Here is a 26,321-nt window from a genome sequence, read left to right as displayed (position 1 = left end):
CTATAACTAATCATCAATAACTAACATTCAACAATTAATATCGGTATTGTGCGCCAAAATTGACCCAAGCAAAGGTTAGACCTGTAGATTGCTCTTGATAGCCCAACACTATATTCCAGGTAAGCTTCTTACTTTCTAGATACTCCAAGCCAAGCTGCCCTGTCCATGCATTAAAGTTACCTAAGCGATCATCCGCTGTTGCATAACCTGTTTCAGAAAATATGTTATCAACGGCATCATGGGCTTTAAAAAAATTGGCTTCGCTTTGAGTATACAAACGCAATACTGGCGAGAAGCGAACATTATCAGTAATGTTGTGATAACTTTTTGACTCTAACGTATGAGATTGCACGCCCCAACTGTCTTGGTAGAAACGATAAGAGGTATGCCAGGTGGTATTTTCATTCAAAGATTTTGCCGTTTGAATAGAAATACCGCCTGCTTTTCGTTGATCCGGGCGAGAGTCTCTTGCTAAATAATATTTAGGATATATATCTGCGGTAGTATATTCATCGCTACTAGAGTCAATAACATTGATACGCCTTACTACATTGAAATATGGATTTGATAAATGACCCTCTTCAACCATGTAATAGGCACTGAATTTTGCGATAGTATTTGCATCAAATACTTGAGTAATGCCGACTTGGCCATTGATTAAATCAAAGTTATGCCATTGACCGCCCAAGCTATATTCGCCGTGTTCATCTTTTTCACCTAAATAATCATAAACCTCGTTTTTCATATAGGCGACGCCGGCAGTAATTGATCTATTTTTACTGCGATCGGTATACATTAAATATTCTACTGATAGACCGGTATTTTCAAAATCATTCTCTTTTGAATAACTGGCACCAATACTCAACTCATTTCGCATGGTCGGAGTACGGTAAGTATATAAAAAAGCCAGTGAATCTCGATGATCTTTCAACGGTACGTTGTGATAAACAAAATTATCAAGGTCAGTATCACCATCACCAACCACACCATTAATTAATCGGGTATTACGACAGTAATCATAGTAATTCTCACCTTCTTCTGGCACACAAGCAGAAGCGCCAGTAAAGGCATCAGATGCAGTTTCAGAGGAAGCACCGGTTATTGAATCCCATGTAGGTGAGGCCCCTGAAATGCTATCCCAATCATACTCGCCACTTAAGGTGTGATTGGGCCCAAAGTCATGCTCAATACTCAGTTTTCCATCAAGAACTTTAATGCGATCATCATTTTCTTTATATTGCTGTATTTGAATGGCCACTTTATCTTCAGCCAAACTTGTTAAAGGTATAATGGCAGTAGCGACAGAGGTGATGACTAATAGTTTCAAATGTTTACTGCTAGCTTTCAAAAACATTCTCCTGATATTGAACTGAGGTTAGTTGAGCTGGGTTTATATGGCGTTGCTTCATTTTGTTTAATTCTATTGGTTATGCTTTATTTTCTGTGTTCGGTTATTTAACTAACCTTTTGAGCAGTTGTATTTTTTAGTTACAACCACAGCCGCCACCTGACACACCGCCACCACCTTTAGAACCTTCTTTTGAGGTATAAATATGCTCATCAAATTTTTTGATCATAGGGTTAGGTCCGCCAAAACGCATGGTTTCACCGGCAAGTGTGGCTTTTTGCCATGATTTAACTGGGACAATGCTGCAGGCACTGCATGCAAAGCAGCAGACCACTAACAGTAATTTTATTTTCATCGATTGCTTCATCAAATTTCCACCCCTAATTTTTGTAAATCATTTATAATTTTTTCATCGATATTGGCCACAGCACCAATATGTTTACCGACTATTTTGTTATCAATGATGTAGTACAAAGCGGGCATGGCTATTGGGGAGAATTCACTAATGATTGTTTGATCAACATCATTAATAACGGGAAAATCTATAGCCAATTCTTTTTGAAAGGCTATGCCTTCAGCTAACTCTTCATCAACATCAATGCCAATGACATACATTTTTTGTTGTCTGTCTTGCTTGATCATTTTTTTTATATCTGGAATTTCTTTTGCACAAGAGAGGCACCAAGAGGCAAAAAAATCAACAACGCCAACCTGTCCTTCAGGAATGTTAAGTTGCTTTTGTAGGTCTTCACTAAGGGTATCGCCAACTTCAACAGAAAACGCTGAACTAGGTGTTAGTAAAAGGAGTGAGACTAAAAGTATTACCGATGGTATTACGCTAAATAGGGGAGATTTCATGTCAGTATTCCTGTGGCATACCCGTTACCATTCAAGATGCAGATTTCAGAGTGCATTTTGAATGGTAAAGGTATAAAAGTAATTTAATAAGCCCGAAAAAATGGACTTAAGTCGTTATTTGAATAATAGTTATTGCTTTGGCATTTCTATGACACCAAAATGCCTACCTTTATTATCCCCACTCCTGACACGGTAACTAAAATACACAGTGCCGCCATCACCAGATACTGTCATGCGATCAGCACCATCACCTTCTGGGGTATTCGAGAAAGCGATTTCTTTTAAGCTGCCATCATCCATAATCTCTAGTTGATAAATACCATTTAAAGCTGAATCGGCTCTTTGTACTGCAATATAAAGATAATCTTTACCGTTAAAAGTTCTACCTGCTGCGCTGTACATACGACCGCCAGTGCCGGAGTAGAACATTTTTCTTGATGATTCATCTAATGTTTCATTAAAGCTAACAATATTGCCCTCATACGTTAGTACAAACACACGGTTATCATGTGACCAAACACGCGCTATTTCATCTACCGCAGCTGAGGTAGTTGCACCATCCGCGGCTGTCATAATAACGTTATCTCCGTCTCGTTGGTAAACACGGCTACCATCATTATTAATCGCTGGCGGTCCGTAAGTTGCGTATTCCGCAGGCTCTAAGTTAATGGTGTGAGTTAACGATATTTCACCGGTATCACCAATAGCGTAAAATTCAGTGATGTAAGAGTCATCCTCTTTTTTAATCATTACTGATGCTATTGATTGCTCAGCGTTAAAGCCTACTTTTTGTGGAACGCCCGTAGTGATATCAATTGATGTAGTCACAGCGTTGCTTAATACACCGGTAACATCCATTGCCACGGTAAATATTCTCGCTTGCCCGGCATCATTACCAACCTCAACAGCCGAACTCACACCAATACCATAACTACCATGTATACCAACCCCCACAAGAGACTCGGTATCAAGATAGGTTTTTGGCGTTTCAGCAGTACCTGAAACAATAACAGGTAAGCCGTCCACCAGATTTATGCCAATAAAACCATAAACATCTTCTTCATTAGCATTTTCAAACCTTACTGGCGCTAACATAATGCTGCCATCAACATTGGCTGCTGGGTATTGCGCTGAGTTATTAGCTGTTTGAATGGAAGTTGCGCTAGGTAAAATTTCAGGCATTTGACGGACACTAAAATCAAAGTTCTTTAAATCATCAAGACTAATATCACGAAAGCTGAAGTTCAAATTAGCAATTAAAATACCTGACTGATCTCCTTGTCCATTAGTTGGGCGAGTCAGAGCGCCTAGGTTAGGTTCTTCATCATTGGTAGGTTTCAATGTATTAACATTAATTACATTAGACGACCAAGTAATAGTAGAGCCAGAGCCTGCGGGGATAGTTGTCGCTAATGAAAGGTCCGAAACAACAACGGACAACGATGAACCATTATTAATGTCACTTTCAACAACCGCGGCTTTATCAGCCGCTAAAATTTGTGCAGGGGTAAGTACATTACCTTTAATAAGTTTATTAACATGGTTAAAGCCACGACCAGCAATAAAGACATTACCTTTATCGTCGGCAGCTATGGCGCGTATACGCTCGCCAACATTAAAACTTGCGATTATATTTACATCAATTGCATTCAAGTCAAAGACCCAAACAGCGTCACTTTCTGAAGAGAATATTGCGTAATTATTATCTGGGGTGATCTCACCAGAGCGAACACTACTGGCTAGAGGTAAGGTTTGGCTTAGCACCATATTTTCTAAATCAATAATAGCAGCATAGTCATCATCGTAAGCTAATGCTTGCTTACCATTATCAAAGAATTTCAGCGTGCCAAAAATTTCATCTAAACTAGCAATGCCATCAATAACGCCCGTTGTCGTATTGATTTTATGTAATTGATCTGTCGAGCCATTTTCACCTGCTGTCGCGGCATATAAATACAAGCCATCAGGAGAGGTGAATTGCTCTTTAACATTGATTAACGTTGCAAGTGAGGTAGTAACAAGATCTTTGGCAGTAACAACTTCACCCGTATCGGTTAAATCTAGGTTAAGAATATAAGTGACTTCTTCATCTAAATCTTCAACATGAACTTTATCACCAACCATTTCAAAATGACCAATGTAAGCATTTACAAAGCGTTTTGTACTTGGATCATCATGTGCAGCAAAAGTACCATCATCCTTTATTGCTACTCGAAACAAACCATAGTTATCACTCGACCCTACCGAGTCTTCACCATTGCTAGGACGGATGTTAATGTAAACATATTGTCCATCTGGTGATGAAGTAGCACCTCGTAAACGGTGTTCACTTGCGCCTGTTGTTGCATCAATGGTATAACGCTCACCTTCAACATTAGCAAATAAACCATTTGATTTAATAACCGGTGTCTCACCGCTGGTATCAATCACCATCAGGCCGTTATGGTAATGCATGGTCATCGCCGTCATATTACGACCAGCTAATGGCATAATAAAATCAGGTGTTTCATCATGGTCACTTTGTTCCCACGTTAATTTTTCACCTTTGAGGCTGATATCGCGCTTGGCAATATGCTGAGCATTAACTTCATCAACGTTAACTGTGATAGTAAATTCTTTTGTTTCGATAAATTTACTGACCACAGCAGCGATTACTTTTAACGGGTGGGCATCAGCATGTGTCGTTAAGGCTGTTTTTATTGAAGCTTTAATTTTTTCTTCTTGTTCGGTAGTTACTGTTCCATCGGTAGCCAATGACAACTGTTCATTTAAATAAGTTGCGGCTTGCGATTTATCCGCTGAAATCGTTGGATTAAAGAGTATTTCATTAGCAATAATTGTACTGTAAACATTTATTTCATCTGCACCGGGACTAGCTACATATAAGCTGCCATCGGTTATTTCTAATAATCTTGCATAGTCACTAGATTTCATATTTTCTGGGATAACAGTAGCTGAAAAGCCCTCTTGACGAACTTCACCCTCATCACATTTACCGTTATTATTGCTGTCTATACACAATAAACCACTGGCAAGTTCAGGTTGAATAATTGCTGGTTCATCAATAACTTTTGGTTCACTATCACTACTGCCACAAGCACTTAAACTACTGGCAAGAATAACGGCAATGCTCAATGAAAGTGATTTCATTTTAAATATTGATAACGAATTTTTATTTGTTTTCATAAAATATTTCCCCGGTAAATGTCTATATTTTTAATAATCAACAGTAATTTTTCGAAGATTGTAAAACAAAGTGCCACATCTGTAAATGATAATCGATCTCATTTGTATTAAGATCGACTTAAAGTGTAATTAAACTAACTATTTTCCCCGTTAAGTTCAGTTGCTCGTGATGTGTAATACCCTAGTTATTTACTATTTACCCCTGTCTACTAGGCCTAAATCTGTAGAGAAATAATAATTACCATTAGCAAAACCTGTAAAAAACAACAAGATAAACTGACAGGCTATAGGAGTTAAATTCACGCTAAGTGTTTTTGGGGTTTTTGGTTGGTATAGCAGGGTATAAAGCAGTTATATCTTTAAATAGTATTACCATCGTGACTAATGATTTTTAAATCAAACCAAAGAAATGAAGAAATAAAATGGCTTCCTTCATGAAAGATATTTCCGTCACTTTAAAATGATGATAGATGGATAGCGTGCCCACCAAGCATTGCCAAGTGAATTTTGGCACATTGGATAAATGAGCAATGACGAGGTATGACTAAGGTATGTCACAAAAAAGTTAACAACTTGATCGCTTCATTAAATAACCTACGACATAAATAGTGGTAAATATTTGTGGATCTTTAGGGGTTATCTTCAATTTTATTACACAATCTGCGCATCAGTAAGTCTATGGTTCTATCATTTGATGCATCAACTCTATGTTCGATTAGGTTAAGTAATCGTTCACGACTTAACACACGACTAGGCTTAGCAACAAAAGCGACTAAAATATCGTATTCTTCTTTGGTCAGTTTTACTGGGATATAATTTTTCAGTAACTTTCGCTTGAGAATATCAAAACAGCATTGATCAAAACGAAATAAATCATCATCTTCTTCGATTTATGCTGTTAGTGCTGTTTGTTTATTTTCAAACGATTACTACTATAAATTTAGGCCTAACTAGCTAATATTTTAAGGGGTAATGACAAGGCGCCATTACCCGTTTGGCCAACAAACCAAATAATGGCACTTAAGCCACCAAGGGTGAGGATATACCACAAGGCTGAGACAATTTGCGCATAACGATTCAGCGGTAGTAACTCACTTAAATGTCGGCGTTTATATTCAAAGACTATTTCAATACTGCCAATAGCGAGTAAAAACCCTAACAACGCTAAACCAAAATGATAACTAATGTAGACACCAAGCACGGCCCCTAACACACAAGCCACTAAACCAATTTTAGAATTTATGGAGAAAGCGATACTTTTAATGATGTGGCCGCCATCTAACGGTAATACCGGTAACAAGTTAAATAAATTGAGTAGCGCATTAAATACCGCGAGTCCGGCCAGTATTTCTATATCGGTAAGCCAATAGCCAATTAAACAGACTATGGATAATATCAAGCCAAAGAAAGGGCCCATAATGGAGATAACAATGTCTTGCCAGCGGGTATTAATTTTATCGTCGCTAAGGGCTAAGCCACCAACAAAGGGAATAAGGTAAATACCTTTGGTTTTCAAGCCAAAGTATTTCATCGCCTTAATATGACCATACTCATGGAAAACTAAACAAAGGATCAGCGCAATGGCAAACTCAATAGAAAATAACCAGCTATAAGCCGCTAAACTACCAGCAGCAAACAAAACTTTTATAACCTTGGCGCTTTTCAATAACTTTAAGCCAAGGCCTGCCATACCAATGAAGCTGAATTTCATCGGCTGCTTTTTGTGTTCGCCTATTTGTCTTTGCTCGATATCTTTTTCATTAAGACTATTTTCGTGCAACAACTCATCATTGACTAATAGCTTAAACTGCAAGCCAAAGGGCTGCCACTGCAGTGACCCCTTCAATTCGACATGTAACTCGCCCTGCTCACTTTCTTCACCACCATCGGTTTTTAAGGAAAATTGATGGGTAAATGACTCATTGTCGGCATTGGCATTAATTTGTGAGACACATTTTCCGTCCCAAAAAAGCTGTTGCCACCCGGCCATTGAACCTTCTAATCTTAGTGTTTTACCCAAACACTCTATTTCTAATAACTGCACTTAATTAACCTAACTCAACAAAAAAAAACCTTGCCCGATTATCACTATATTTAGCGATGCGGCAAGGTTTATCGAAGATAATTATTAATTAAATCCTGTTGATCGTAGTTACGTTAGGTCATCTGGCCCAACACGTACCACTAACTTACCGAAGTTTTCGCCTTTTAATAAACCAATAAAAGCACTTACCGAGTTCTCAAGCCCATCAATCATGTGCTCTTTGTACTTGATTTCGCCAGCCATTAACCACTTCACCATTTGCTCACTAAATTCGTTATAACGATGACCATAATCATCAAAGACGATAAAGCCCTGCATTTTGATGCGCTTAACCAATAAGGTGCCCATTAATAACGACAATCTGTCCGGCCCACTGGGTAATTCAGTCGCGTTATATTGAGAAATAAGGCCACATAAAGGAATACGGGCACAGCTATTAAGTAATGGCATAACGGCGTCAAAAACTTTACCACCAACATTTTCAAAATAAACATCTATGCCTGATGAACAAACTTCCGCTAATTGCTCGGCTAAATTTTCACTTTTATGATCTACACAATGATCAAAGCCTAGTGTTTCAACCGCGTATTTACACTTGGTCTCGCCACCGGCAATACCCACCACTTTACAGCCTTTTAATTTGGCTATTTGGCCCACTAGGCTTCCAACAGCACCTGTTGCCGCAGCAACAACCACCGTATCCCCTGCTTTTGGTTGACCAATATCAAGTAAACCCATGTAAGCCGTTAATCCAGGCATACCTAAGACACCTAAGGCATGAGATGGCTTAGCCATGTTGTTATCAAGTTTAAGTAATTCACTGCCATTGATAACGCTATAATCTTGCCAACCACCAAAAGCAACCACCCAGTCACCTATCTTATAGTCTTCATGATTTGACTGCTCTACTCGACAGACGCTGCCACCAACCATGACCTCATTTAAGGCCACTGGGTCGGCATACGATTTAGCATCATTCATGCGCCCGCGCATATAAGGGTCGAGTGACAGGAAGACAGTGCGAAGTAATACCTCACCTGCTTTAGGCGTCGGTTTTTCGCTTTGTACAAGATTAAAGTTGTCCGCTGTTGGCGCACCAAAGGGACGTGAAGCCAAAACCATTTGGCGATTTATCTTAGTTGTTTGAGTCATGTTATTTCCTTGTGCTTACAATGCTTTTGTTAAGATTTCACGGCTTATTGCTAAAGTGATATCATCATGTTCACCCAATGCAGTCATACCGTGTTGCTCTAGTCTATTAATCAACAGATCAATATCCTTGCTGCCAAGATCTACCTCAGATAAACGTATTGGTACTTGCATCTGTTGGAAAAACTGTTCGGTTAAAAGAATAGCTTGGTCGATACGTGCATCATCATCATCACCTTCATTTATCTGCCAAACGCGTGATGCATATTGTAGTAATTTTTCACGCTTTTGCTCACGGCGCACTTTCATTACCGCAGGTAATATAATCGATAAAGTACGTGCATGGTCAATACCAAAAGCACCGGTTAATTCATGACCTATCATATGTGTTGACCAATCTTGTGGTACACCCGCACCAATAAGACCATTTAACGCCATGGTTGCCGACCACATGATATTGGCACGAACCTCTAAATTTTCTTTCGTGGCTGGTACTAGAGCTTTTGGCCCTTCTTCAATCAAGGTTAGCAATAAACCTTCACTGAATCTGTCTTGTACCTTGCCATTCACACCGTAGGTTAGATACTGTTCAATGGTATGCACAAAGGCATCCACGACACCATTGCTGATTTGACGATCCGATAATGACAAGGTCACACTTGGGTCTAACACGGCGAATAACGGACAAACCAAAGGGCTAGAGAAAGGTAATTTATTACCATCTCGTGTTACCACAGAGTTACCATTACTTTCAGAGCCTGTTGCCGGTAAGGTTAATACCGCACCAATAGGTAATGCTTTTGTTACCGCTTGCTGTTTAGCCAGAATATCCCAAGGGTCGTTAACCTCACTATCCCCTTCGCTATTACCTTCAGTATTACCTTCACTATTACCTTCATATAAGGCCGCAGCGGCAATGAATTTAGCGCCATCAATGACAGAGCCACCACCAACGGCCAGTAAGTAATCAATATTTTCTGCTTTAATGATTTCTTGCGCTTTCATCAAGGTATCATAAGTTGGATTGGGCTCTATACCCGAAAATTCAAACCAAGTATGTTTAGCAAGAGCATCAATCACTTGTTGATAAACACCATTGGCTTTAATAGAGCCGCCGCCATAAACCACTAATACTCTAGCGTTTAGAGGGATTTCTGTTGCAATGACTGAAATTGTCCCTTCGCCAAAATGAATATGCGTTTGGTTTTGAAAATTAAAATTTAACATCTATATTCCTATTTCAAACAGATTAACTAAGCTGAAATCTGGCTAAGTAATTTTTCAGCCGCTAAGGCCGAACTCGCTGGGTTTTGACCGGTAATAATAAGACCATCTTGTACAACAAAGGCATGCCAATCTTGCGCTTTTTGGTATTCGCCGCCACGCTTAATCAGTTCATCCTCAAGTAAAAAAGGCACAACTTCGGTTAATTGCACGGCTTCTTCTTCGCTGTTGGTAAAACCGGTTACTGCTTTGCCTTTAATGGCAAATTCACCCGACGCTTGTTTTACATTTAATAAGGCGGCACTGGCATGACAAACTGCTGCAACGGCTTTACCTGCGTTAAGAAAGCTTTCAATCAAGGCGATTGAGTCTTTATTATCGGTAAGATCCCATAATGGACCATGACCACCCGGATAAAACACGCCATCAAAATCACTTTCACTAAGGGAAGATAACTGCACTGTGTTAGCAATTTTAGCTTGTGCTACCTCATCGCCATCATAACGTTCAGTGGCTGATGTTTGGAAATCTGCTAAGGTACTTGTTGGGTCAATAGGTGCTTGCCCGCCTTTTGGTGTCGCAAGTGTTACTTCAACACCGGCATCGATAAAAGCGTAATAAGGGGCGGCAAACTCTTCTACCCAAAAACCAGTTTTTTTGCCGGTGTTACCAAGCTCATCGTGTGAAGTAAGTACCATCAATATTTTTTTAGTCATCTTCATTCATCCATCCATCTATTTAATTATATAAGTTAGCTATTTAAGTTAGCTATTTAGCTAACCATAAGGAATATTTCTTCATTCATATGCCGCTAGTATAGAACTACTGTCATCGATGAACAATGCAGATAAAACTGACAACATTGTATTAATAATTGATACAATAGCCAATTAATGGTATTTTCCGTTATTTTATGAGTGCTAGGTAGTGTTATGAATGTTTCATTTGAACGACTGAAGAGTATGGTTGTTTTTGCTCAAGTCATTGAACAAGGCAGCTTAAGCGCCGCCGCTAAACATTTAGGGCTATCTCGAGCCGTAGTTAGTTATCATTTAAAAAAGCTTGAAGCACAGTTGGAAGTAAAACTACTTAATCGTTCAACCCGTTCAATCAAGCTTACTGAAGCCGGCCAAGCCTACTATGAACGCTGTCGCATTATTGCCGAGCAAGCCAGTGCCGCCAATCAGCAAATTGAAAATTTCAAAAATGAGCCTATCGGCTTACTTAAAATTACCTGCCCGGTAAATATTGGCTTGCAGACTGTGGTGCCAGCACTCAATGAATTTAAGAAGATTTATCCAAAAATTGAGCTAGATGTCATGTTGACTGATGAAGTGGTTAATATCATGAAAGAAGGCATCGATCTGGCCATTCGCGGTGCGCCTTTGCCTGACTCAGGTTTACAAGCAAGTAAACTTGCCACCCTAAAAACGTGTCTTTGTGCTGCACCTGAGTACTTGCTTCAATATGGACGCCCGAAAAACCCAGCAGATTTAACTAATCATCAATGGGTGATTTACAAATTAACCTCTGGGGTAATAACTCTAACGAAAGGCAGTCGTTCGTTCAGCGTAGAGACAAAAGGTAGTATTAGTACTAATAATGCCGCGGCACGTACCGCGTTTGTTGAAGCGGGACATGGTTTAGCGCGCATTCCAATTTATGATGCTTGGCCAAAAGTGAAGGCTGGCACCTTAGAAACTGTGCTTGATGATTACAGCCTTAGCGATATCAATGTTTATGGGGTTTTCCCCCCGGGCACAGCCAACTCTAAAAAGCTGAGGTTATTACTTAATTTTTTAAAAGAGTATTTTACCAGCCAAATAACTACAAGAACACCTTAGCTAAAGTAACAAAAGCAATCTTCACAAGCAAGACGGTATATGGATATACCTTATTAGACAATTCAGGATGCACATTGTCCTGATGCTTGTGTAGAGCCCCATAGATGGGATTATGTTCAGGACGAACGGTATATCGCGGTGACAGACGTTACATGGATGTCACTTATTAGACAATGCAGGAGCATATTGTCCTGATGTCAAAGAGCGTGTACGCGTCTCGTTTGTTTACTCAGCAAGACTAAATACAACACAGGCGGTTATTTATAATTAGCTAAAAACTTACCGACATTCGTTTTATTGGTTTTTGCCAATTTTTGCACTAAAGAAAACGGTACCTCATCAACATTCGTTTGCTGTTGAATGTCATCAAGCATGGCTAACCACAGTTTGGCCGTCATTTCAGCGTCGTATAATGCCCGATGAAAACTGCCCTTTGAGGCTATGCCTTTGTAGTTAATCAAGGTACCTAACTTATGGTTAGGTGCCCCCTGGTATAATCGGCGCGAGACCAGTAACGAACAGCCGAACTGACCATCATAGTTTGACGATATACGCTTTAGCTCACTGTCTAAAAAGCGTTTATCAAAGGAAGCATTATGGGCGACAAGGTTTTGCCCTTGAATAAAATCAGCAAAGCGTGCCATTACCTCATGACACGGCGCAGCGTCATTCAACATTTCATTGGTGATGCCGGTATAGTCTTCGATAAAATAACTCACTGGTCGTCCTGGATTCATCAGCTCTTGAAAACGCTCGGTGACCGCACCGTTTTCAAGTTTAACCGCACCTATTTCAATGGCTCTATCACCATTATCAGGGGAAAGGCCAGTTGTTTCAAAATCGAGAATGATTAGCGAATTTGCGTTCATATGAATTAATTACTACTTAGCATGATTGTTAGAGATTTTTAAACTGACGAGCTTCATTTTGAAGCTTATTTCTTCTTAGCGCAATAATATGGCGGTATTTTTTATATTGGCAATATCATCAATGAGCTTAAAGATTACTGTCATCTATATCTATTTTCTGATTTTATTTAAAATTTAATTGCCTTACTCTCCATGAAAATGTAGCTAAAAGTGCTTGCCAAACCCTATTGTGCGTACTTGGTATATACCCAAGCGACTTCAATATGCTCGTTTGTGTACACCTGAGCGACTCATGATCAAGGCGCGTATTTTATTCATGGTTGTTCAGGAGAATATGCTCAGGATAATTGCTCCTGCATTATCTAATAAGGTACTTCCTGTACCGTCTGCATTCTCTATTAAGCTGCATCCATGCAGCGTCCTTAATTACATACGCAACGATGAAGTGATGTTGCTCAAGCGCTTCTTCGATGGGTTTACCATGACTTTATACGGCGTTAAATAATCAAACCATAGAATGACTATGCTTAAATCATCTTGCTTGCCTAAAGTCATGTTAATTCCCGCTAAAATCCTGCACTTTGAATGGTCACGGGTATAGTATTGAATAGAGGATATTATACCAAGTAGATTATTTAATTAATGGGTATTAGAGGATAAACCATGCTTAATATGAACTTCACTGAAAAGGTATTCATTAATACCCAAGAACAACCTTGGCTAGCGAGTCCGCATTCAGGTGTTTGGCGTAAACCCTTAGCCAGAGAGGACGCAGAAAGAGGCCATGCCACCAGCTTAGTTAAGTTTGATCCCGGCGCTAGCTTTAATGAACATGATCATCCGCTAGGTGAGGAAATCTTTGTTTTATCGGGCAGCTTTTCTGATCACACCGGTGATTATCATGCTGGAAGTTACTTTAGAAACCCAGAGGGCTTTCGACACGCGCCCTTTAGTAAAGACGGCTGTATATTATTAGTAAAGCTGCACCAATTTCAATCAGGTGATAATGAACATTTAATCATTGATACCACTAAAACAGACTGGTCACCGGGCATGGGCAAATTAATGGTTATGCCATTGCACAACTACCAAGGCGAATCCACTGCGCTAGTTAAGTGGCCCAAAGGTGAGCGATTCCAACCACACAAGCACTTTGGCGGCGAAGAAATATTTGTCATTAGTGGCGAGTTCATTGATGAGTATGGTCGCTATCCCGCAGGCTCTTGGCTTCGTAGTCCGCATATGAGCGAACATTTTCCTTATGTAGAACAAGAGACAATTATATTGGTTAAAGTGGGTCACTTGTAAATTAAAACCCCATTGATGATGAGCGAGTATTACTTTCGGGAAATGCTATCGATCCATATAAGGTAGCGACAATCCATAATCAATAATGAAAATCAGCAGACTAGGACTTTATGTAACCAAGTAAAGTGTTGCCGTTATTTTAGGCATAAAAAAGCTCTCTTATTGAGAGCTTGGTAAGTCACCTCAACTCGCCTTAAGAGAATTCGTTTACTTACTTCACCAAGGTTGAGCCGAGTTGTTAAGCTAAAACGGCCCTACCACTTGTTCTGGGTTATGCCATAAGGATTTCCAAACTTGCATGCCATGAATATAATAAACATCGTCATCATGCAATATCGCTCGGTCATCCCAAGCAGAGGCATGATTAAAAGGCTCTTCTATTTCAATAGCATCAACTCTGCCAAGATAATTCAGTTCGGCACTACTATCACCTTGAGTTATATTACTGAGTTCGAATAGGCCAAGGAAGTTTTCTTGATTCCATTCATACACTATCCCCCCCCCTTCCTGCACATAACTGGTGGTTAACCAACGCTCAAAAGGTATCGCTATACGATATGAGCCATCTTCAGTCGCTAAAGAAGTAAAAGCATGATAATTATATTCAACAGGAGTATAAGCACCTTCAAACACTAAAGAGCGTATTTCTTTCGGTGCTGATAAATCACTGACATCAAATAAAGTGACTTTTGCACCTTGAACTAGTGGAAAGTCTTCTGCTGGCAGTGCTTGACCGTTATTTATGTCGAATATACCTAAACCAACGTTTTGCCCTATGCCTAATAATAAGGTGGGTGATACCGGATGTAGATAGGAAGAATAACCGGGTACTTCTAGCTCACCGCGAATAAGGGGGTTCATCGAGTCTGATAGATCAAGCACATACAGTGGATCTGTTGTTAAAAACGTAACCACATAGGCTAGGTCACCAAAAAATCGCACCGATTTAATATCTTCGAATACTATGCCGTCATTGTTTACCTTACCTATGGGCTTAGGGTTACTTGCATTAGGTAGTTGAGCAATAAGGGTTAACGTCTTATGATTTTGTCTAAGAATATTCAACTTATGCTGATAACCAGAAAAGCGATTACCTTCGGTGGTTATTACCCGCAAATCGCCATTATGTTCACTAAACCTTAAATTGGACATATGCCAATCAAAGCGACCCGACAAGGTGCCCGATGCGACATAATCGATTGCACGGCCATCAAGGGTAAATTTATGAATAACAGATTTTTCTTCGCTAGTTTGCTCTGCTTGGCTGTCAAAGAGAAACTGGCTTACATAGTTAGTGCTATACAAATACACAGAAGAAGCTGTGGCATAAATCCCTTGAACGTCGCTATTAACACAGACAGAGCTCAACTGTTGCGGATTATTAATATTGATTGCCGTTAACGTTACCATAGCATCAAAGCCATCTTTATCGGTGGCATTCTCAGGTAAGTAACAGTTTTCAGCGGTTACTAATGCTCGCTCAATGCCGTCTTGATCACGGTATTTAGGCAATAACTCACTGATATTAGTATCCATAATACGACGGTAATTAGCCCACTTTTCGTCTTCACTTTCAGCATAATACAAATCATCCACCACAGGAGAATAGCGGCTGATCACATATAAGGTATCACCTACTCTGCGGCTATCAACAACAAGGCCATCAAACGTTAGCGAACCTATCATGGTGCTATTTTTTGGCTCACTGACATTGACCAAGGAAACATTAAATTTAGTTTTACTGGGCATAATAGTATCAGCGGCAATATAGCTACCATTCATATTGGCGGCTTGCTCTTGGTAAACATCTGAAACAACCACCAAGGTATTATTGTTTAGGTATAAACTATTAATATTAGCTGAAGGTAAATTTAGGGAAATATTGGCCGCCTCACTTACATCGCCATTACTAGCTCGCTGCATCACTCTGACAGAGCTTTGAACCTTCGATGTTGAGTTTTCAAGCATTTGAAAATCATATTGATTATTAGCGATAAACATATGTTCGCCGTCATATTTAACTCTATCCCCTTCAGCAACGCCCTGTTGCTGAACATTCGTTTGAGAAAAGATTTGAGAAAACCCTGCATCACCGGCGCTTACCTGATCAGCCACAACGGCACTCTCTAACATGCCATCAACATCATTATTATTGTGCACACTGCGTAAGTAGAGACCATTTTTAATATGCTGCTCAAAAGTGGTGGCGGTATTGGCTGTCCCCCTTACCAAAGGCGTTAAGCTCATCTGTAAGTCATTAAGCTCGGGCAGAGCTTTACTGTTATCACTTATACAGCCCGTTAACATTGAGGTAAGTGCACACAGGATAAGTCCCGAACAAAGTGCGAACTCGGACCGAGTAAACACCGATAAAAGCTTAAGCTTTTTATTAAACATTATTCATTCTCCTTATGTTAGGTTTAAATCCACTTTACCGAGTGTCAGTAATAATTCCGTTGCCAGGTGCAATCAAATGTAACCTTATGTAATCGAGAGTGACCAACCCTTACATCAGTGTTAACTTATAGGCAAAACCATAGCTATTCACCAGAAGCGATAAACTTGAAGTATCTAATTTTACTGCTATTTATCATTAGCCCATCAGTATATGCACAATGCCCACCTGCAGATAGCGACTGTGTGCCCGTAGGTGAGTGGCAGTTTTCCATTGCTTTGGGTGCTGGTGTCATCACCAATCCGCTAAATGATGGCGACAATATACCCTTAGTTATTGTACCCAATTTTAGTTATTATGGTGAAAAAGTATTCATAGATAACAATACCTTAGGATTTACATTTCACGAAAATAGCGCTTTGTCCTTTAGCGCTGTTAGCCAGATAAATCGTGAAAATTCATTTTTTCAGCGTTGGCACCCCAATAATATTTTTGTCAATACCCTCTCTAACAGCATAGTAAGCGAACCCCTGTTCGATGAAGCAATGGACGCCATAGAGGGTGCTGGAGGCAGTGATGCTGATATTATTGAAGTTGAACTAGGCCAGGTGCAAGACAGAAAGTGGGCATTGGATGCTGGCTTACAAGTTAATTGGTTTTTCTTCCAGCACAGTCATCTTCAGGTGAAGTTACTGCACAATATCAATAACGTCTATAACGGCTTAAATGGTCAGCTAGCGTTAGAGCAGCCGTTTACTTTTAGTGCCAAACCCAACAATCTTTTGACCCTGACCGTAGGGGCTAATTGGCAAAGCAAAGAACAAGTAGATTATTATTATGGCATTGATAAACAAGATAAGGTTGCCGAAGAATTATATTATCAGGGTAAGGCAAGTTTAAGCCCTTATATAAAGTTTATTAACCAATATGCCTTTAATAAAAATTGGTCGGTTAAATTAATGCTACAAAGAGAGTGGTTAGACAGTTCACTGACCGACAGCCCTCTGGTGCATGATAATGTTATTGATACCTTTTTTGTTGGGGTAGAATATGCGTTGTAACACCTGGCCAATTTTATTAATTGTTAGCTTTTTTTCTTTCTCAGCCCTTGCTGAACATGATAAAGCCGAAGAAAAAAATGTCATTACATTTTCAATAAAACCTTTAGTTTGTATTGTTAAAAGACCCGGAGATGCCTGTAGCATGACTGCAACGGTTAGCTGGCAATCACCAAAAATCATTAACAGCTGTCTTTATCAGGGCATAACAAAAGTGGCCTGTTGGCTTAAGCAAAAGAAAGTAACAGCTGTGATTAAAATCAACATTGAGGAAAATATGGAATATACCTTAAAAGATGATAATCACCATATCATTGCCACGCAGTTGATCACCATAAATAGTAGCCTTGCCAAGAAATATCGACGCCGTTTACGCGCCGGTTGGAGTCTATTTTAATGTTACATATTTTATTAGTTGAAGATGATGTACGTCTTGCCAGCCTTATTCAGCAATTCCTGCAAGCCAATAATTTTAAAGTAACCGTATTACATAGCGGTGAACAAGCACCAGGGTTTATTCTTGCCAAACAACCCGATGTCGTTATTCTTGATATTATGCTGCCCAAACTCGATGGCTTTAGTATTTGCCGAAGAGTAAGAAAGCAGTTTAGCAAACCGATACTCTTTCTTACCGCCAAAGACAGTGATTTAGACCACGTAATAGGCTTAGAGAAGGTGCAGACGACTATATCATCAAACCTGTGGTGCCTCATGTGTTGCTCGCTAGAATCAATATGGTCTTAAGGCGTACGCAAAAACAAAAGGTAACAGCGCAAGACAATATTCAAATTGGCCAACTCAATATTGATAAAAAGTCTCGTCAAGTGCATTTAAATAAAGAGCATATTGAGCTAACGAGTCATGAGTTTGAATTACTTTGGTTACTGGCCAATAACCCAGATGAACCACAGAGTCGTGACTTTATCCATCAAGAAATGATAGGCCGCGATTACGATGGTTTTGACCGCAGTGTTGATGTAAGAGTATCTCGTTTACGGAAAAAATTAGCCGATGATACCGAGAAGCCCTATAAAATCATTACTATTTGGGGCAAGGGCTATTTATTGTGCTCTTCAGCATGGCAATAACTTTAATCAAAAAATTAGTTTTTTATCGACCATACCTGGATAAAAACACACCATGATAAAACTATTTATTAGTTTATATTTGGCAATAACCATAGGCTTGCTCACCATTAACTGGGGCTCTGAATTGTTATGGCAACATTTAACGCTAACGGACGAAAGTGAAAATAGTGCTGAAATTCAACAGGCGATACGTTTTGCTAAGGCGTTGCCAGCCCTGATAGAAAACGATGCTAAAAAAGCGCAGCTTTTTGCACAACAATCTAGCATTGCGCTGGCAATAATTCCGCTAGATGATATTGCCTGGTTAAGTAAACAAAAAGCACGCCTACTAAGAGGTGAAGCCGTGGTTATTTATGATCATCAGCAACGCCCGCTCATTTATCTGCAAGAAAATAATAGCACCAGCCTATATCAGCTTGGCCCGCTCGAAATCACTTACCATGCAGACAACAATCATGAAAACAGCCAGTTAAAATATATCATCTTAACCATATCTTATTTGCTACTAGCGGCTTTTATCGCCTTATGGACACGCCCTATTTACTTAGATTTAGTCAAGTTAAAACAAATGGCCAATGATATTTCTGCGGGTAATCTCGCCATAAACTGCCAAGTAAATAAAAGTTCACCGACCGCAATAGTGGTGCAAACCTTTCAAAGCATGGCTCAGAGAATTACTCATTTACTGTCGGAGCAAACCCAGTTAGTGAATGCCGTATCTCATGAATTAAGAACCCCCATGTCTCGACTCAGGTTTTCTGTCGCTATGTTAGACAATGCCAAGCCAGAGCAAATAGCAGGTATTTCCAACGATTTACAGGAAATGGAAACACTGGTCGATGAAATGCTCAATTATTCGCGTATTGAAACCCTTGAACAAGCCCATAGCAAAACCGTGGTAAACATTAGTGAGCTGTTAGTAAATCAAGTAGAGAAGCTAACACGCAGCACAAATAAAACGCTAACACTTGTACTGCAAGACGATATTTCTTGTCTATGTAACGGACACCTAATCGAGCGAGCTAGCCAAAATTTAATTACCAATGCCATTCGTTATGCCGATAACCTAGTTGAAATTAAAGCGAGTATACAAAATGATCGACTCATTATTTCGGTGAGCGATGATGGTTGCGGTATTGATGACAAGGATCAAGAAAGTATCTTCCAAGCATTTACCCGTTTAGATAAAAGTAGGAACAAAGAACAAGGTGGCTTTGGTCTAGGTCTCGCCATAGTGAAAAGAATAATGATCTGGCACCAAGGCAACTGCACCATTGAAAAATCCACCTTGGGCGGCGCAAAATTCAGTTTAATTATGCCACTAAGTGCAGCTTGATTTAACCTTAGCTGGGTCTACGCTTTTATAAACACCTCGCGACTTTGAAGATGCCATGACAATATTTTCCCCTAGCACTACCAATAACATTGCCAATAACATCACTGAATTGATCGGCAATACCGATTTATTACGTATCAATAGCCTGAGCGAGTTAACTGGTTGTGAGATTTTATTAAAGTGTGAGCAGCAAAACCCAGGAGGCTCTATTAAAGACCGAGCTGCCTTGCAGTTAATAAAAGACGCCATAGAAAGTGGTCAATTGAAAAACGGTATGACCATAGTCGAGGGCACTGCCGGCAATACCGGTATTGGCTTAGCGCTCGTTGCCAATGCCTATGGTTTTAACATGTTAGCGGTAATGCCTAGAGGACAAGCTAAAGAAAAAGAACAAATGATCGCGCTATATAATGCGCAATTATTACTCGTTGATGCCTGCCCCTTTGCCGATCCAAAACATTTTTATCATACCGCCAAACGCCTTGGTGAACAGCATGGGGATTATTGGTGGGCTGATCAGTTTGAAAACATCAGTAATTGTAAAGCCCATTACCTCAATACTGGACCAGAAATTTGGCAACAAACTCAAGGCCATATTGACGCATTGGTTTCTGTCGTTGGTACTGGCGGCACCATAGCAGGTAACTCTCAATATTTATCAGAGCAGAACCCGCAATTACAAACATGGCTGGTTGATCCCCACGGCTCAGGCATCTACCACTATTTAAAAACCGGCCAGTATCAAGCCAGCGGTAGTTCCTTTACCGAAGGCATTGGCATTATGCGTACTGTCGAAAATTTCCGTCAGGCCAAGATAACTAAGGCCATACGGTTACCGGATCAAGACTTGGTGACCATTTCCCGAGAGATCAGCCAACGTGACGGTATATTACTCGGTAGTAGCTCAGCGTTAAATGTTGCTGGAGCCTTATATGCTGCGGCAAAAATGGGCCCTGGCAAAACTATCGTCACCTTTTGCTGTGACTTAGCAGAGCGATCTTATAGTAAACTTTATAATGCCGATTTTTTAAAAGAAAAGCAGCTTAGTACCGATCATGAAACCCTCGCCCACATGTTTAAACGTTATCAAGCTGAGCCAGCTAGCGCGGTGATTACAGTGCGCTGATTACAGTGAGGCTAAGCGAAGTAAAATAAATAGCACTAACGAGCCAAAACGAGCTCATTTTGCAAAAAAGATAAACATTGGGCATTATTGCCACGAAAAATTATTCTTTCGGCCTTGAGTCCTAATTGGTATTGATACATGGGATCATAATATTCGCTGAGCAAAGGTTTTAACCAATCAAAATGATAGTGAAGTTGACCATTTTTCTGTTGCATTAAGGCTGTACTCTGTATTGCCTTTAATTGGCCGTAACGCTCGGTACCAAGGCGCTTTCGTACTTTAAACAGGCCTTGCTCTAAATACTGACTAAAGGCGACAAAGCCTTGTTCAACACCATATTTAGCTTGGTATTGGGCTGTCATTTTTATGATGTATTCTTGATAAATATGCTCAAGTCGATAATCTAAGCTTTCTTCAAGCACCACTATTGGCGCTAATACCATGGCTTCTCTTAAGCTATCCGGTAAATGAATGCTGCCAATTGCCCTGCCCTCATCTTCTAAGAGCAAGGTTTGCCCTGAGTTATAGTTACCCGTGATGTATTGTTCAACTAGCTTATTTTCAAAATTTATTTGATTTGATTGTCCGGTAACGAAGCCGCCAAAACTCGAACCTCGATGACCCGCCGCCCCTTCTAAATCTAAACTGTTAACACAATGGCTTAGGAAAGGCGTTTTGCCACAGCCGGTATTGCCAGCTAAAATCATCAATGGCTGTAATGCTATTTTATCCAGTTCGTCCAGTAAAAACTGACGCAGGGCTTTATAACCACCAATAAGCAGTGGATAGTTAACACCTGACTCCTTTAACCAGCGCTGTACCGTTTGTGAACGTAAACCGCCGCGAAAACAATATAAATAGCCCTGTGGATTATCCCGAGCAAAGTCTTGCCATTGTGCCAGCCGACTCGCTTTAGTCTGTCCTGAAACTAAGCTATGGCCTAAAGTAATAGCAGCCGCTTGGCCATTATTCTTATAACAAAGACCCACTTCCGCTCGTTCATCATCAGTCATCAGAGGGTAATTAATCGACTGATTAAAAGCGCCCTTTTCAAATTCAATCGGCGACCGTACATCCATTAAAGGAATTTTATTACGGATAATAGCGCGAAAGTCTGCGCTGTTGGCTCGCGCTATGGTTGAAATATTGATGGTCATTACAACAAGCTCACGGTGGGTGAAGTTGCCGCCACTAGCTCGCCAATAGGTTGTAGGTTAAGGCCATTATCTCGACACACAGCTTCAAATTCTTCCTTGCCGTGAGGTTGTACTGCCACAAGTAAACCGCCACTGGTTTGAGGATCGCACAAAATTGTTCTTTGCTTGGCGCTTAACGGCCCAACGTGCTCGCCATAACTGTCAAAATTTCGCTCACAGCCACCAGGTATGCAGCCTTGATCAATGTAATCATTGACGAAATCCATACAGGGTACTTGCTCAAAATCAATAACAGCAGCAACATCACTGCCTTGACACATTTCCAATAGGTGTCCTAAAAGTGCAAAACCAGTGACATCAGTCATAGCGGTAACGACATCCAGTACTGCAAACTTTTGCCCAATAGTATTTAAGGTTTTCATCACTTGCGGTGCTAGTTGTCTGTGCTCAGGTAACAATTTCCCTTGTTTTTCAGCCGTGGTCATAATGCCAATACCTAACGGCTTAGTTAAATACAAAAGATCGCCAACCCCTGCGGTATTGTTGCGCTTAATGTGCGCATTATTGATCAGACCAGTAACCGCTAAGCCAAAAATAGGCTCTGGCGTATCAATGGAATGCCCGCCCGCTAACGGGATCCCAGCCTCAGCACAGATCATTCTTGCTCCATCAAGCACTTGTTGGGCTATTTCTGGTGCTAAAAGTTTTACCGGCCAGCCCAAAATAGCTATCGCCATTAGCGGCTTTCCACCCATAGCATAAATATCGCTAATGGCATTACAGGCGGCAATTTTACCAAAGTCAGTAGGATCATCAACAATGGGCATAAAAAAATCAGTGGTTGAGATCACTGCTTGATCATTACCAATATCAAAAACAGCCGCATCATCTTTGGTGCTATTACCCACTAAAAGTGCATTATTCTCGGGTAAAACCAGTGATGACTTTAGCATCACATCAAGTACCGATGGTGAAATTTTACAGCCACAGCCTGCGCCGTGTGAGTATTGGGTCAAACGAATTTTTGTCATGATAGTTGGTATAATGAAGAAGCAGGAGACTAATTTACAGCAATAACTCCGTGGTTACACCTGTGGATTACTATTTATCTCCGTTACTAGTCAAAGTGCGGGACTTAAGTGGCAATTAAAATTGCTCAAGTTATTATGGGTGGCCTATGTAGGCTCGTTATCAAGCATAGCCAAGTAGTGCTGTGACTTAATAGCTGTTAGTAAAGTAAAAGAATGACTGCTGAGTTTTCCCCATAGCTAGCCTTAATATTATTCATTGCTAATTCTGCCTGCCCTAGTTAACGCTATGTATACCCGTTACCATTCAAGATGCATGTTTCAGAGTGCTTGAGCAATTTCAATTCAAGGCGCTGTGATGAAATAATGGTTGTTCAGGAGAATATGCTCCTGCATTCTCTAACAAGCTGCATCCATGCAGCGTCATTATGAGTTACAGCAACGATGAAGTGATGTTGCTCAAACGCTTCTTCGATGGGTTTAAAATGACTTTATACCGCGTTAAATAATAAAACCATAGAATGACTATGCTTCAATTATTTCCCTTGCCTAAAGCCCTTTTAATTCCCACTGAAATCGAGCACTTTGAATGGTGACGGGTATAGTTGTATTTTCCTTTAGTTAACTCTGTAACTCTAGTGCATAAGCGTTAAATCAAGCCACTCAAAATCATAGGATATTGTTTAACTAATATTGATAGTTTTATAACTAAAAAAACTATCTTAATCACATTACGGTCTTATCTTCGTTGCACGCTATTCGATATGATGAATAAAAATCATTATATTAACTAGTAACTTAGGAATGAAAAATGCGTAAAGAAACTATAGCTATCCACGCGGGTTATACTCCAGAGCAAAGCAGTAAGGCCGTTGCTGTGCCTATCTATCAAACGACAAGTTATGCCTTTGATAACACCCAGCACGGCGCTGATTTATTTGATTTGAAAGTTGAAGGTAATATTTATACCCGTATTGGTAATCCAACCCAAGCGGTGTTAGAGAAAAGAGTGGCTGAGCTTGAGGGTGGCATTGCCAGTTTAGCTTTAGCGTCAGGTATGGCGGCAATTACCGCGACTATTCAAACCTTGGCAAAAGTGGGCGACAATATTGTCAGCATCAATAAATTATATGGTGGCACCTATAATTTGTTTGCTCATACCTTGCCACAACAGGGTATTGAAGTACGCTTTGCCAGTCATGATGACTTTGTCGCCTTAGAAAGTTTAATTGATGAAAATACTAAAGCCGTCTTTTGTGAAACCATAGGTAACCCTTCCGGCAATATTGCCGATATAGAAAAAATGGCCGCTATCGCTCATAAACATGGCGTGCCGCTAGTAGTCGATAATACTGTCGCCAGTCCTGCCTTGTGCCGTCCGTTTGAACATGGCGCCGATATTGTGGTGCATTCTTTAACAAAATACATTGGTGGCCATGGTACTTCTATCGGCGGTATTATTGTCGACTCAGGGAATTTCCCTTGGCATGAGCATAAGCAACGTTTTGCCCTATTAAATCAGCCGGACCCTTCTTACCATGGTGTTAGTTACACAGAAACCTTTGGTAATGCTGCTTTTATTGCTAGAGCGAGAGTAGTACCGCTGAGAAGCATGGGTGCAGCCATTTCTCCGATGAATGTGTTTTTTATTTTACAAGGTTTAGAAACCTTGCCGCTGCGTATGGAGCGCCATTGTTTTAATTGTATGCGTGTTGCGCAATATTTATCAGCGCATAGTGCCGTTAACTGGGTAAATTATGCTGGTTTAGAGACCTCACCTGATTATCAATTGGCGCAGAAATATATGCCAGAAGGCAGCAGCGGTATTTTAAGTTTTGGTATTAAAGGTGGCGAACAAGCGGGCGCTAAATTTATTGATGCACTACAGCTTATCGTGCGTCTGGTTAATATTGGTGATGCTAAGTCGCTCGCTTGTCACCCTGCCTCAACAACCCATAGACAATTGAACGAAGAAGAATTGGCTAAGGCTGGCGTGAGCAAAGAAATGGTACGTTTGTCTATTGGTATTGAACATATTGAAGATATTCTTGCAGACGTTGAACAGGCATTAATTCTGAGCCAAAAGTAGTCTTTCATTTTATCGCAACTAAGCGCTGAGATAGCTTTTAGCTTAAACAATAAAACTCGCCACTAGTGGCGAGTTTTCAATGTATTTAAACTAAGTTAAGCTAAGTTAGCCTCAACGCGGTTGAAGTCAGTTCAATTTAATCAAACTAAACTGGTTAACATCTCATCCGAATAACTGACTAATGGCTGCTTATTGCGGATTTTAGCAACATAATCAGGGTTAGCAATAAAAGGTCGACCAATGGCAATCAGGTCAAACTTATTAGCATTGATGGCATCACTTGCTGTTTCAGCGGTGTAACTACCGACACCCACTAAGGTTTTACTGTAGTTGGCTCGCACATAACTTGAGGCTTTGCCGCCTAAATAATCAAACTCCATACTATCGTCAAAGATACCAATATGTAAAAAGGCCAAATCACGTTTTTCAAGCTCTGGTAGCAGTTGATCAAAGACTTGACGATCGCGACTATCGCCGGCCATATTAAAGTAGGCGCCGGGTGATACTCTTAAAGCAGTTCTGTCATTGCCTATTTTTTCGATAATTCCATCAACCACTTCTAAAGCAAAACGTATCATATTTTCACTGCTGCCGCCGTACTCATCGCTGCGTTGATTACTATCATGATGTAAAAACTGGTCGATTAGATAACCATTAGCGCCATGAATTTCAACACCATCAAATCCTGCTTTAATCGCATTTTCTGCGGCTTGCGCATAATCATGCACCAGTGATTTTATCTCATCAAGGCTCACTGCTTTTGGCGTTTTATAGTTTAGTTCGCGCATTCTCGGTACGCTACCTTCGACACCAATGGCAGATGGCGCTAATACTGGGGCATCATCGTTGCCTTTGCCATAAAAATACGGATGGGCCACACGACCGGTATGCCAAAGCTGGGCAAATATTTTACCGCCGTTTTTATGCACTGCGGTGGTGACTGTTTGCCAGCCGTCAATTTGCGCTTGGGTAAATAAACCTGGCGTATTGGGATAACCTTGACCGTCGGGGCGAATAATGACCGCTTCTGAAATAATTAATCCCGCCTCGGCTCTACGGCCGTAATAGTCAGCCATTGCTTGCGTAGGTACTAAATTATCATCAGCCATACAGCGTGTTAATGGCGCCATTAATATTTTATTGTTTAAACTAATGCTGTTATTTAACGCGTAGGGTTGGAATAAGTTTTCGGTCATGATTTTTCTCTATCTTGA

The 26,321-nt window shown here is 40.4% G+C and carries 22 protein-coding genes and 1 pseudogene; 8 read left to right on the top strand and 15 right to left on the bottom strand.

Translation table 11 applies throughout. The features are described 5' to 3' along the window. Window positions 1-34: 34 nt before the first annotated feature. The 9 genes from ASU03_RS02700 to ASU03_RS02665 all read right to left on the bottom strand — a co-directional run bounded on the left by ASU03_RS02700 (window position 35) and on the right by ASU03_RS02665 (window position 10,525). The gene (locus tag ASU03_RS02700; protein WP_197411180.1) at window positions 35-1,348 is read right to left on the bottom strand and encodes a DUF3570 domain-containing protein; all 1,314 of its coding nucleotides are present in this window, start codon (window positions 1,346-1,348) and stop codon (window positions 35-37) included. Between the two features lie 136 nt (window positions 1,349-1,484). Continuing rightward, window positions 1,485-1,715, bottom strand: coding sequence for a DUF4266 domain-containing protein (locus ASU03_RS02695; RefSeq protein WP_231731469.1), 231 nt, complete (start codon window positions 1,713-1,715; stop codon window positions 1,485-1,487). Beyond that, window positions 1,715-2,206, bottom strand: a complete 492-nt coding sequence (locus ASU03_RS02690) for a TlpA family protein disulfide reductase (RefSeq protein WP_057830355.1) — start codon at window positions 2,204-2,206, stop codon at window positions 1,715-1,717. The genes ASU03_RS02695 and ASU03_RS02690 overlap by 1 nt, the downstream gene beginning before the upstream one ends. Window positions 2,207-2,335: 129 nt before the next feature. After that, window positions 2,336-5,392: an immunoglobulin-like domain-containing protein gene (locus ASU03_RS02685; RefSeq protein ID WP_057830354.1), complete on the bottom strand. Its 3,057-nt coding sequence runs from the start codon at window positions 5,390-5,392 to the stop codon at window positions 2,336-2,338. Between the two features lie 629 nt (window positions 5,393-6,021). Beyond that, window positions 6,022-6,171 (bottom strand): winged helix-turn-helix domain-containing protein, encoded by a 150-nt coding sequence (locus ASU03_RS21360; RefSeq protein ID WP_231731498.1) that lies wholly within the window; start codon window positions 6,169-6,171, stop codon window positions 6,022-6,024. 167 nt (window positions 6,172-6,338) lie between these two features. Beyond that, complete coding sequence (locus tag ASU03_RS02680; protein WP_057830353.1) at window positions 6,339-7,436, bottom strand: site-2 protease family protein; 1,098 nt, start codon at window positions 7,434-7,436, stop codon at window positions 6,339-6,341. 108 nt (window positions 7,437-7,544) lie between these two features. Then, window positions 7,545-8,588 carry an NADP-dependent oxidoreductase gene (locus ASU03_RS02675; protein WP_057830352.1) on the bottom strand — a complete coding sequence of 348 codons (1,044 nt, stop codon included), beginning with the start codon at window positions 8,586-8,588 and terminating at the stop codon, window positions 7,545-7,547. A 15-nt stretch (window positions 8,589-8,603) separates the two neighbouring features. Next, entirely contained in the window at window positions 8,604-9,812 is a 1,209-nt protein-coding gene (locus ASU03_RS02670) for an iron-containing alcohol dehydrogenase (protein ID WP_057830351.1), read from the bottom strand. 26 nt (window positions 9,813-9,838) lie between these two features. After that, window positions 9,839-10,525 carry a type 1 glutamine amidotransferase domain-containing protein gene (locus ASU03_RS02665; RefSeq protein ID WP_057830350.1) on the bottom strand — a complete coding sequence of 229 codons (687 nt, stop codon included), beginning with the start codon at window positions 10,523-10,525 and terminating at the stop codon, window positions 9,839-9,841. A gap of 216 nt (window positions 10,526-10,741) precedes the next feature. On the opposite strand from ASU03_RS02665, the gene ASU03_RS02660 reads away from it, so the two are divergent. Next, complete coding sequence (locus ASU03_RS02660; protein ID WP_057830349.1) at window positions 10,742-11,653, top strand: LysR family transcriptional regulator; 912 nt, start codon at window positions 10,742-10,744, stop codon at window positions 11,651-11,653. A 257-nt stretch (window positions 11,654-11,910) separates the two neighbouring features. Here the strand turns inward: ASU03_RS02660 and ASU03_RS02655 are convergent, their stop codons facing one another. Both ASU03_RS02655 and ASU03_RS21730 read right to left on the bottom strand, forming a co-directional pair. Next, a complete protein-coding gene (locus tag ASU03_RS02655; RefSeq protein WP_057830348.1) occupies window positions 11,911-12,522 on the bottom strand; it encodes a 3'-5' exonuclease in 612 nt (203 codons plus the stop codon). 426 nt (window positions 12,523-12,948) lie between these two features. Beyond that, window positions 12,949-13,077: a hypothetical protein gene (locus ASU03_RS21730; protein ID WP_269432988.1), complete on the bottom strand. Its 129-nt coding sequence runs from the start codon at window positions 13,075-13,077 to the stop codon at window positions 12,949-12,951. A gap of 108 nt (window positions 13,078-13,185) precedes the next feature. Between ASU03_RS21730 and ASU03_RS02645 the strand changes: the two genes are divergently transcribed. Next, entirely contained in the window at window positions 13,186-13,830 is a 645-nt protein-coding gene (locus ASU03_RS02645) for a cupin domain-containing protein (RefSeq protein ID WP_057830346.1), read from the top strand. A 243-nt stretch (window positions 13,831-14,073) separates the two neighbouring features. Here the strand turns inward: ASU03_RS02645 and ASU03_RS02640 are convergent, their stop codons facing one another. After that, window positions 14,074-16,227 carry a beta-propeller domain-containing protein gene (locus ASU03_RS02640; protein WP_057830345.1) on the bottom strand — a complete coding sequence of 718 codons (2,154 nt, stop codon included), beginning with the start codon at window positions 16,225-16,227 and terminating at the stop codon, window positions 14,074-14,076. Window positions 16,228-16,392: 165 nt separating this feature from the next. Here ASU03_RS02640 and ASU03_RS02635 point away from each other — a divergent pair, with 165 nt between their 5' ends. From ASU03_RS02635 to ASU03_RS02615, 5 genes and pseudogenes are all read left to right on the top strand, one after another. Continuing rightward, complete coding sequence (locus tag ASU03_RS02635; RefSeq protein WP_057830344.1) at window positions 16,393-17,286, top strand: MipA/OmpV family protein; 894 nt, start codon at window positions 16,393-16,395, stop codon at window positions 17,284-17,286. Beyond that, entirely contained in the window at window positions 17,276-17,680 is a 405-nt protein-coding gene (locus ASU03_RS02630; protein ID WP_057830343.1) for a DUF3019 domain-containing protein, read from the top strand. Before ASU03_RS02635 ends, ASU03_RS02630 begins: the two co-directional genes overlap by 11 nt. Then, a pseudogene (locus tag ASU03_RS02625) lies at window positions 17,680-18,371 on the top strand (response regulator). Before ASU03_RS02630 ends, ASU03_RS02625 begins: the two are co-directional and overlap by 1 nt. A 52-nt stretch (window positions 18,372-18,423) precedes the next feature. Beyond that, window positions 18,424-19,707, top strand: a complete 1,284-nt coding sequence (locus tag ASU03_RS02620) for an ATP-binding protein (protein WP_057830342.1) — start codon at window positions 18,424-18,426, stop codon at window positions 19,705-19,707. A 55-nt stretch (window positions 19,708-19,762) separates the two neighbouring features. After that, the gene (locus ASU03_RS02615) at window positions 19,763-20,833 is read left to right on the top strand and encodes a cysteine synthase A (protein WP_057830341.1); all 1,071 of its coding nucleotides are present in this window, start codon (window positions 19,763-19,765) and stop codon (window positions 20,831-20,833) included. Between the two features lie 35 nt (window positions 20,834-20,868). Here ASU03_RS02615 and mnmH read toward each other — a convergent pair whose 3' ends face one another. Then, complete coding sequence (mnmH, locus tag ASU03_RS02610; protein ID WP_057830340.1) at window positions 20,869-21,990, bottom strand: tRNA 2-selenouridine(34) synthase MnmH; 1,122 nt, start codon at window positions 21,988-21,990, stop codon at window positions 20,869-20,871. Further along, window positions 21,990-23,024, bottom strand: a complete 1,035-nt coding sequence (gene selD, locus ASU03_RS02605) for a selenide, water dikinase SelD (protein WP_157465796.1) — start codon at window positions 23,022-23,024, stop codon at window positions 21,990-21,992. The genes mnmH and selD overlap by 1 nt, the downstream gene beginning before the upstream one ends. Window positions 23,025-23,829: 805 nt before the next feature. Between selD and ASU03_RS02600 the strand changes: the two genes are divergently transcribed. Then, window positions 23,830-25,107 (top strand): bifunctional O-acetylhomoserine aminocarboxypropyltransferase/cysteine synthase, encoded by a 1,278-nt coding sequence (locus ASU03_RS02600; RefSeq protein ID WP_057830338.1) that lies wholly within the window; start codon window positions 23,830-23,832, stop codon window positions 25,105-25,107. Window positions 25,108-25,247: 140 nt separating this feature from the next. Here ASU03_RS02600 and ASU03_RS02595 read toward each other — a convergent pair whose 3' ends face one another. Further along, complete coding sequence (locus ASU03_RS02595; protein WP_057830337.1) at window positions 25,248-26,303, bottom strand: alkene reductase; 1,056 nt, start codon at window positions 26,301-26,303, stop codon at window positions 25,248-25,250. Window positions 26,304-26,321: the final 18 nt, after the last annotated feature.

Origin of the sequence: Colwellia sp. TT2012 (genome assembly GCF_001440345.1) — a bacterium.
Lineage (GTDB): Bacteria > Pseudomonadota > Gammaproteobacteria > Enterobacterales > Alteromonadaceae > Colwellia.
This window is presented reverse-complemented; position numbering and strand designations above follow the sequence as displayed.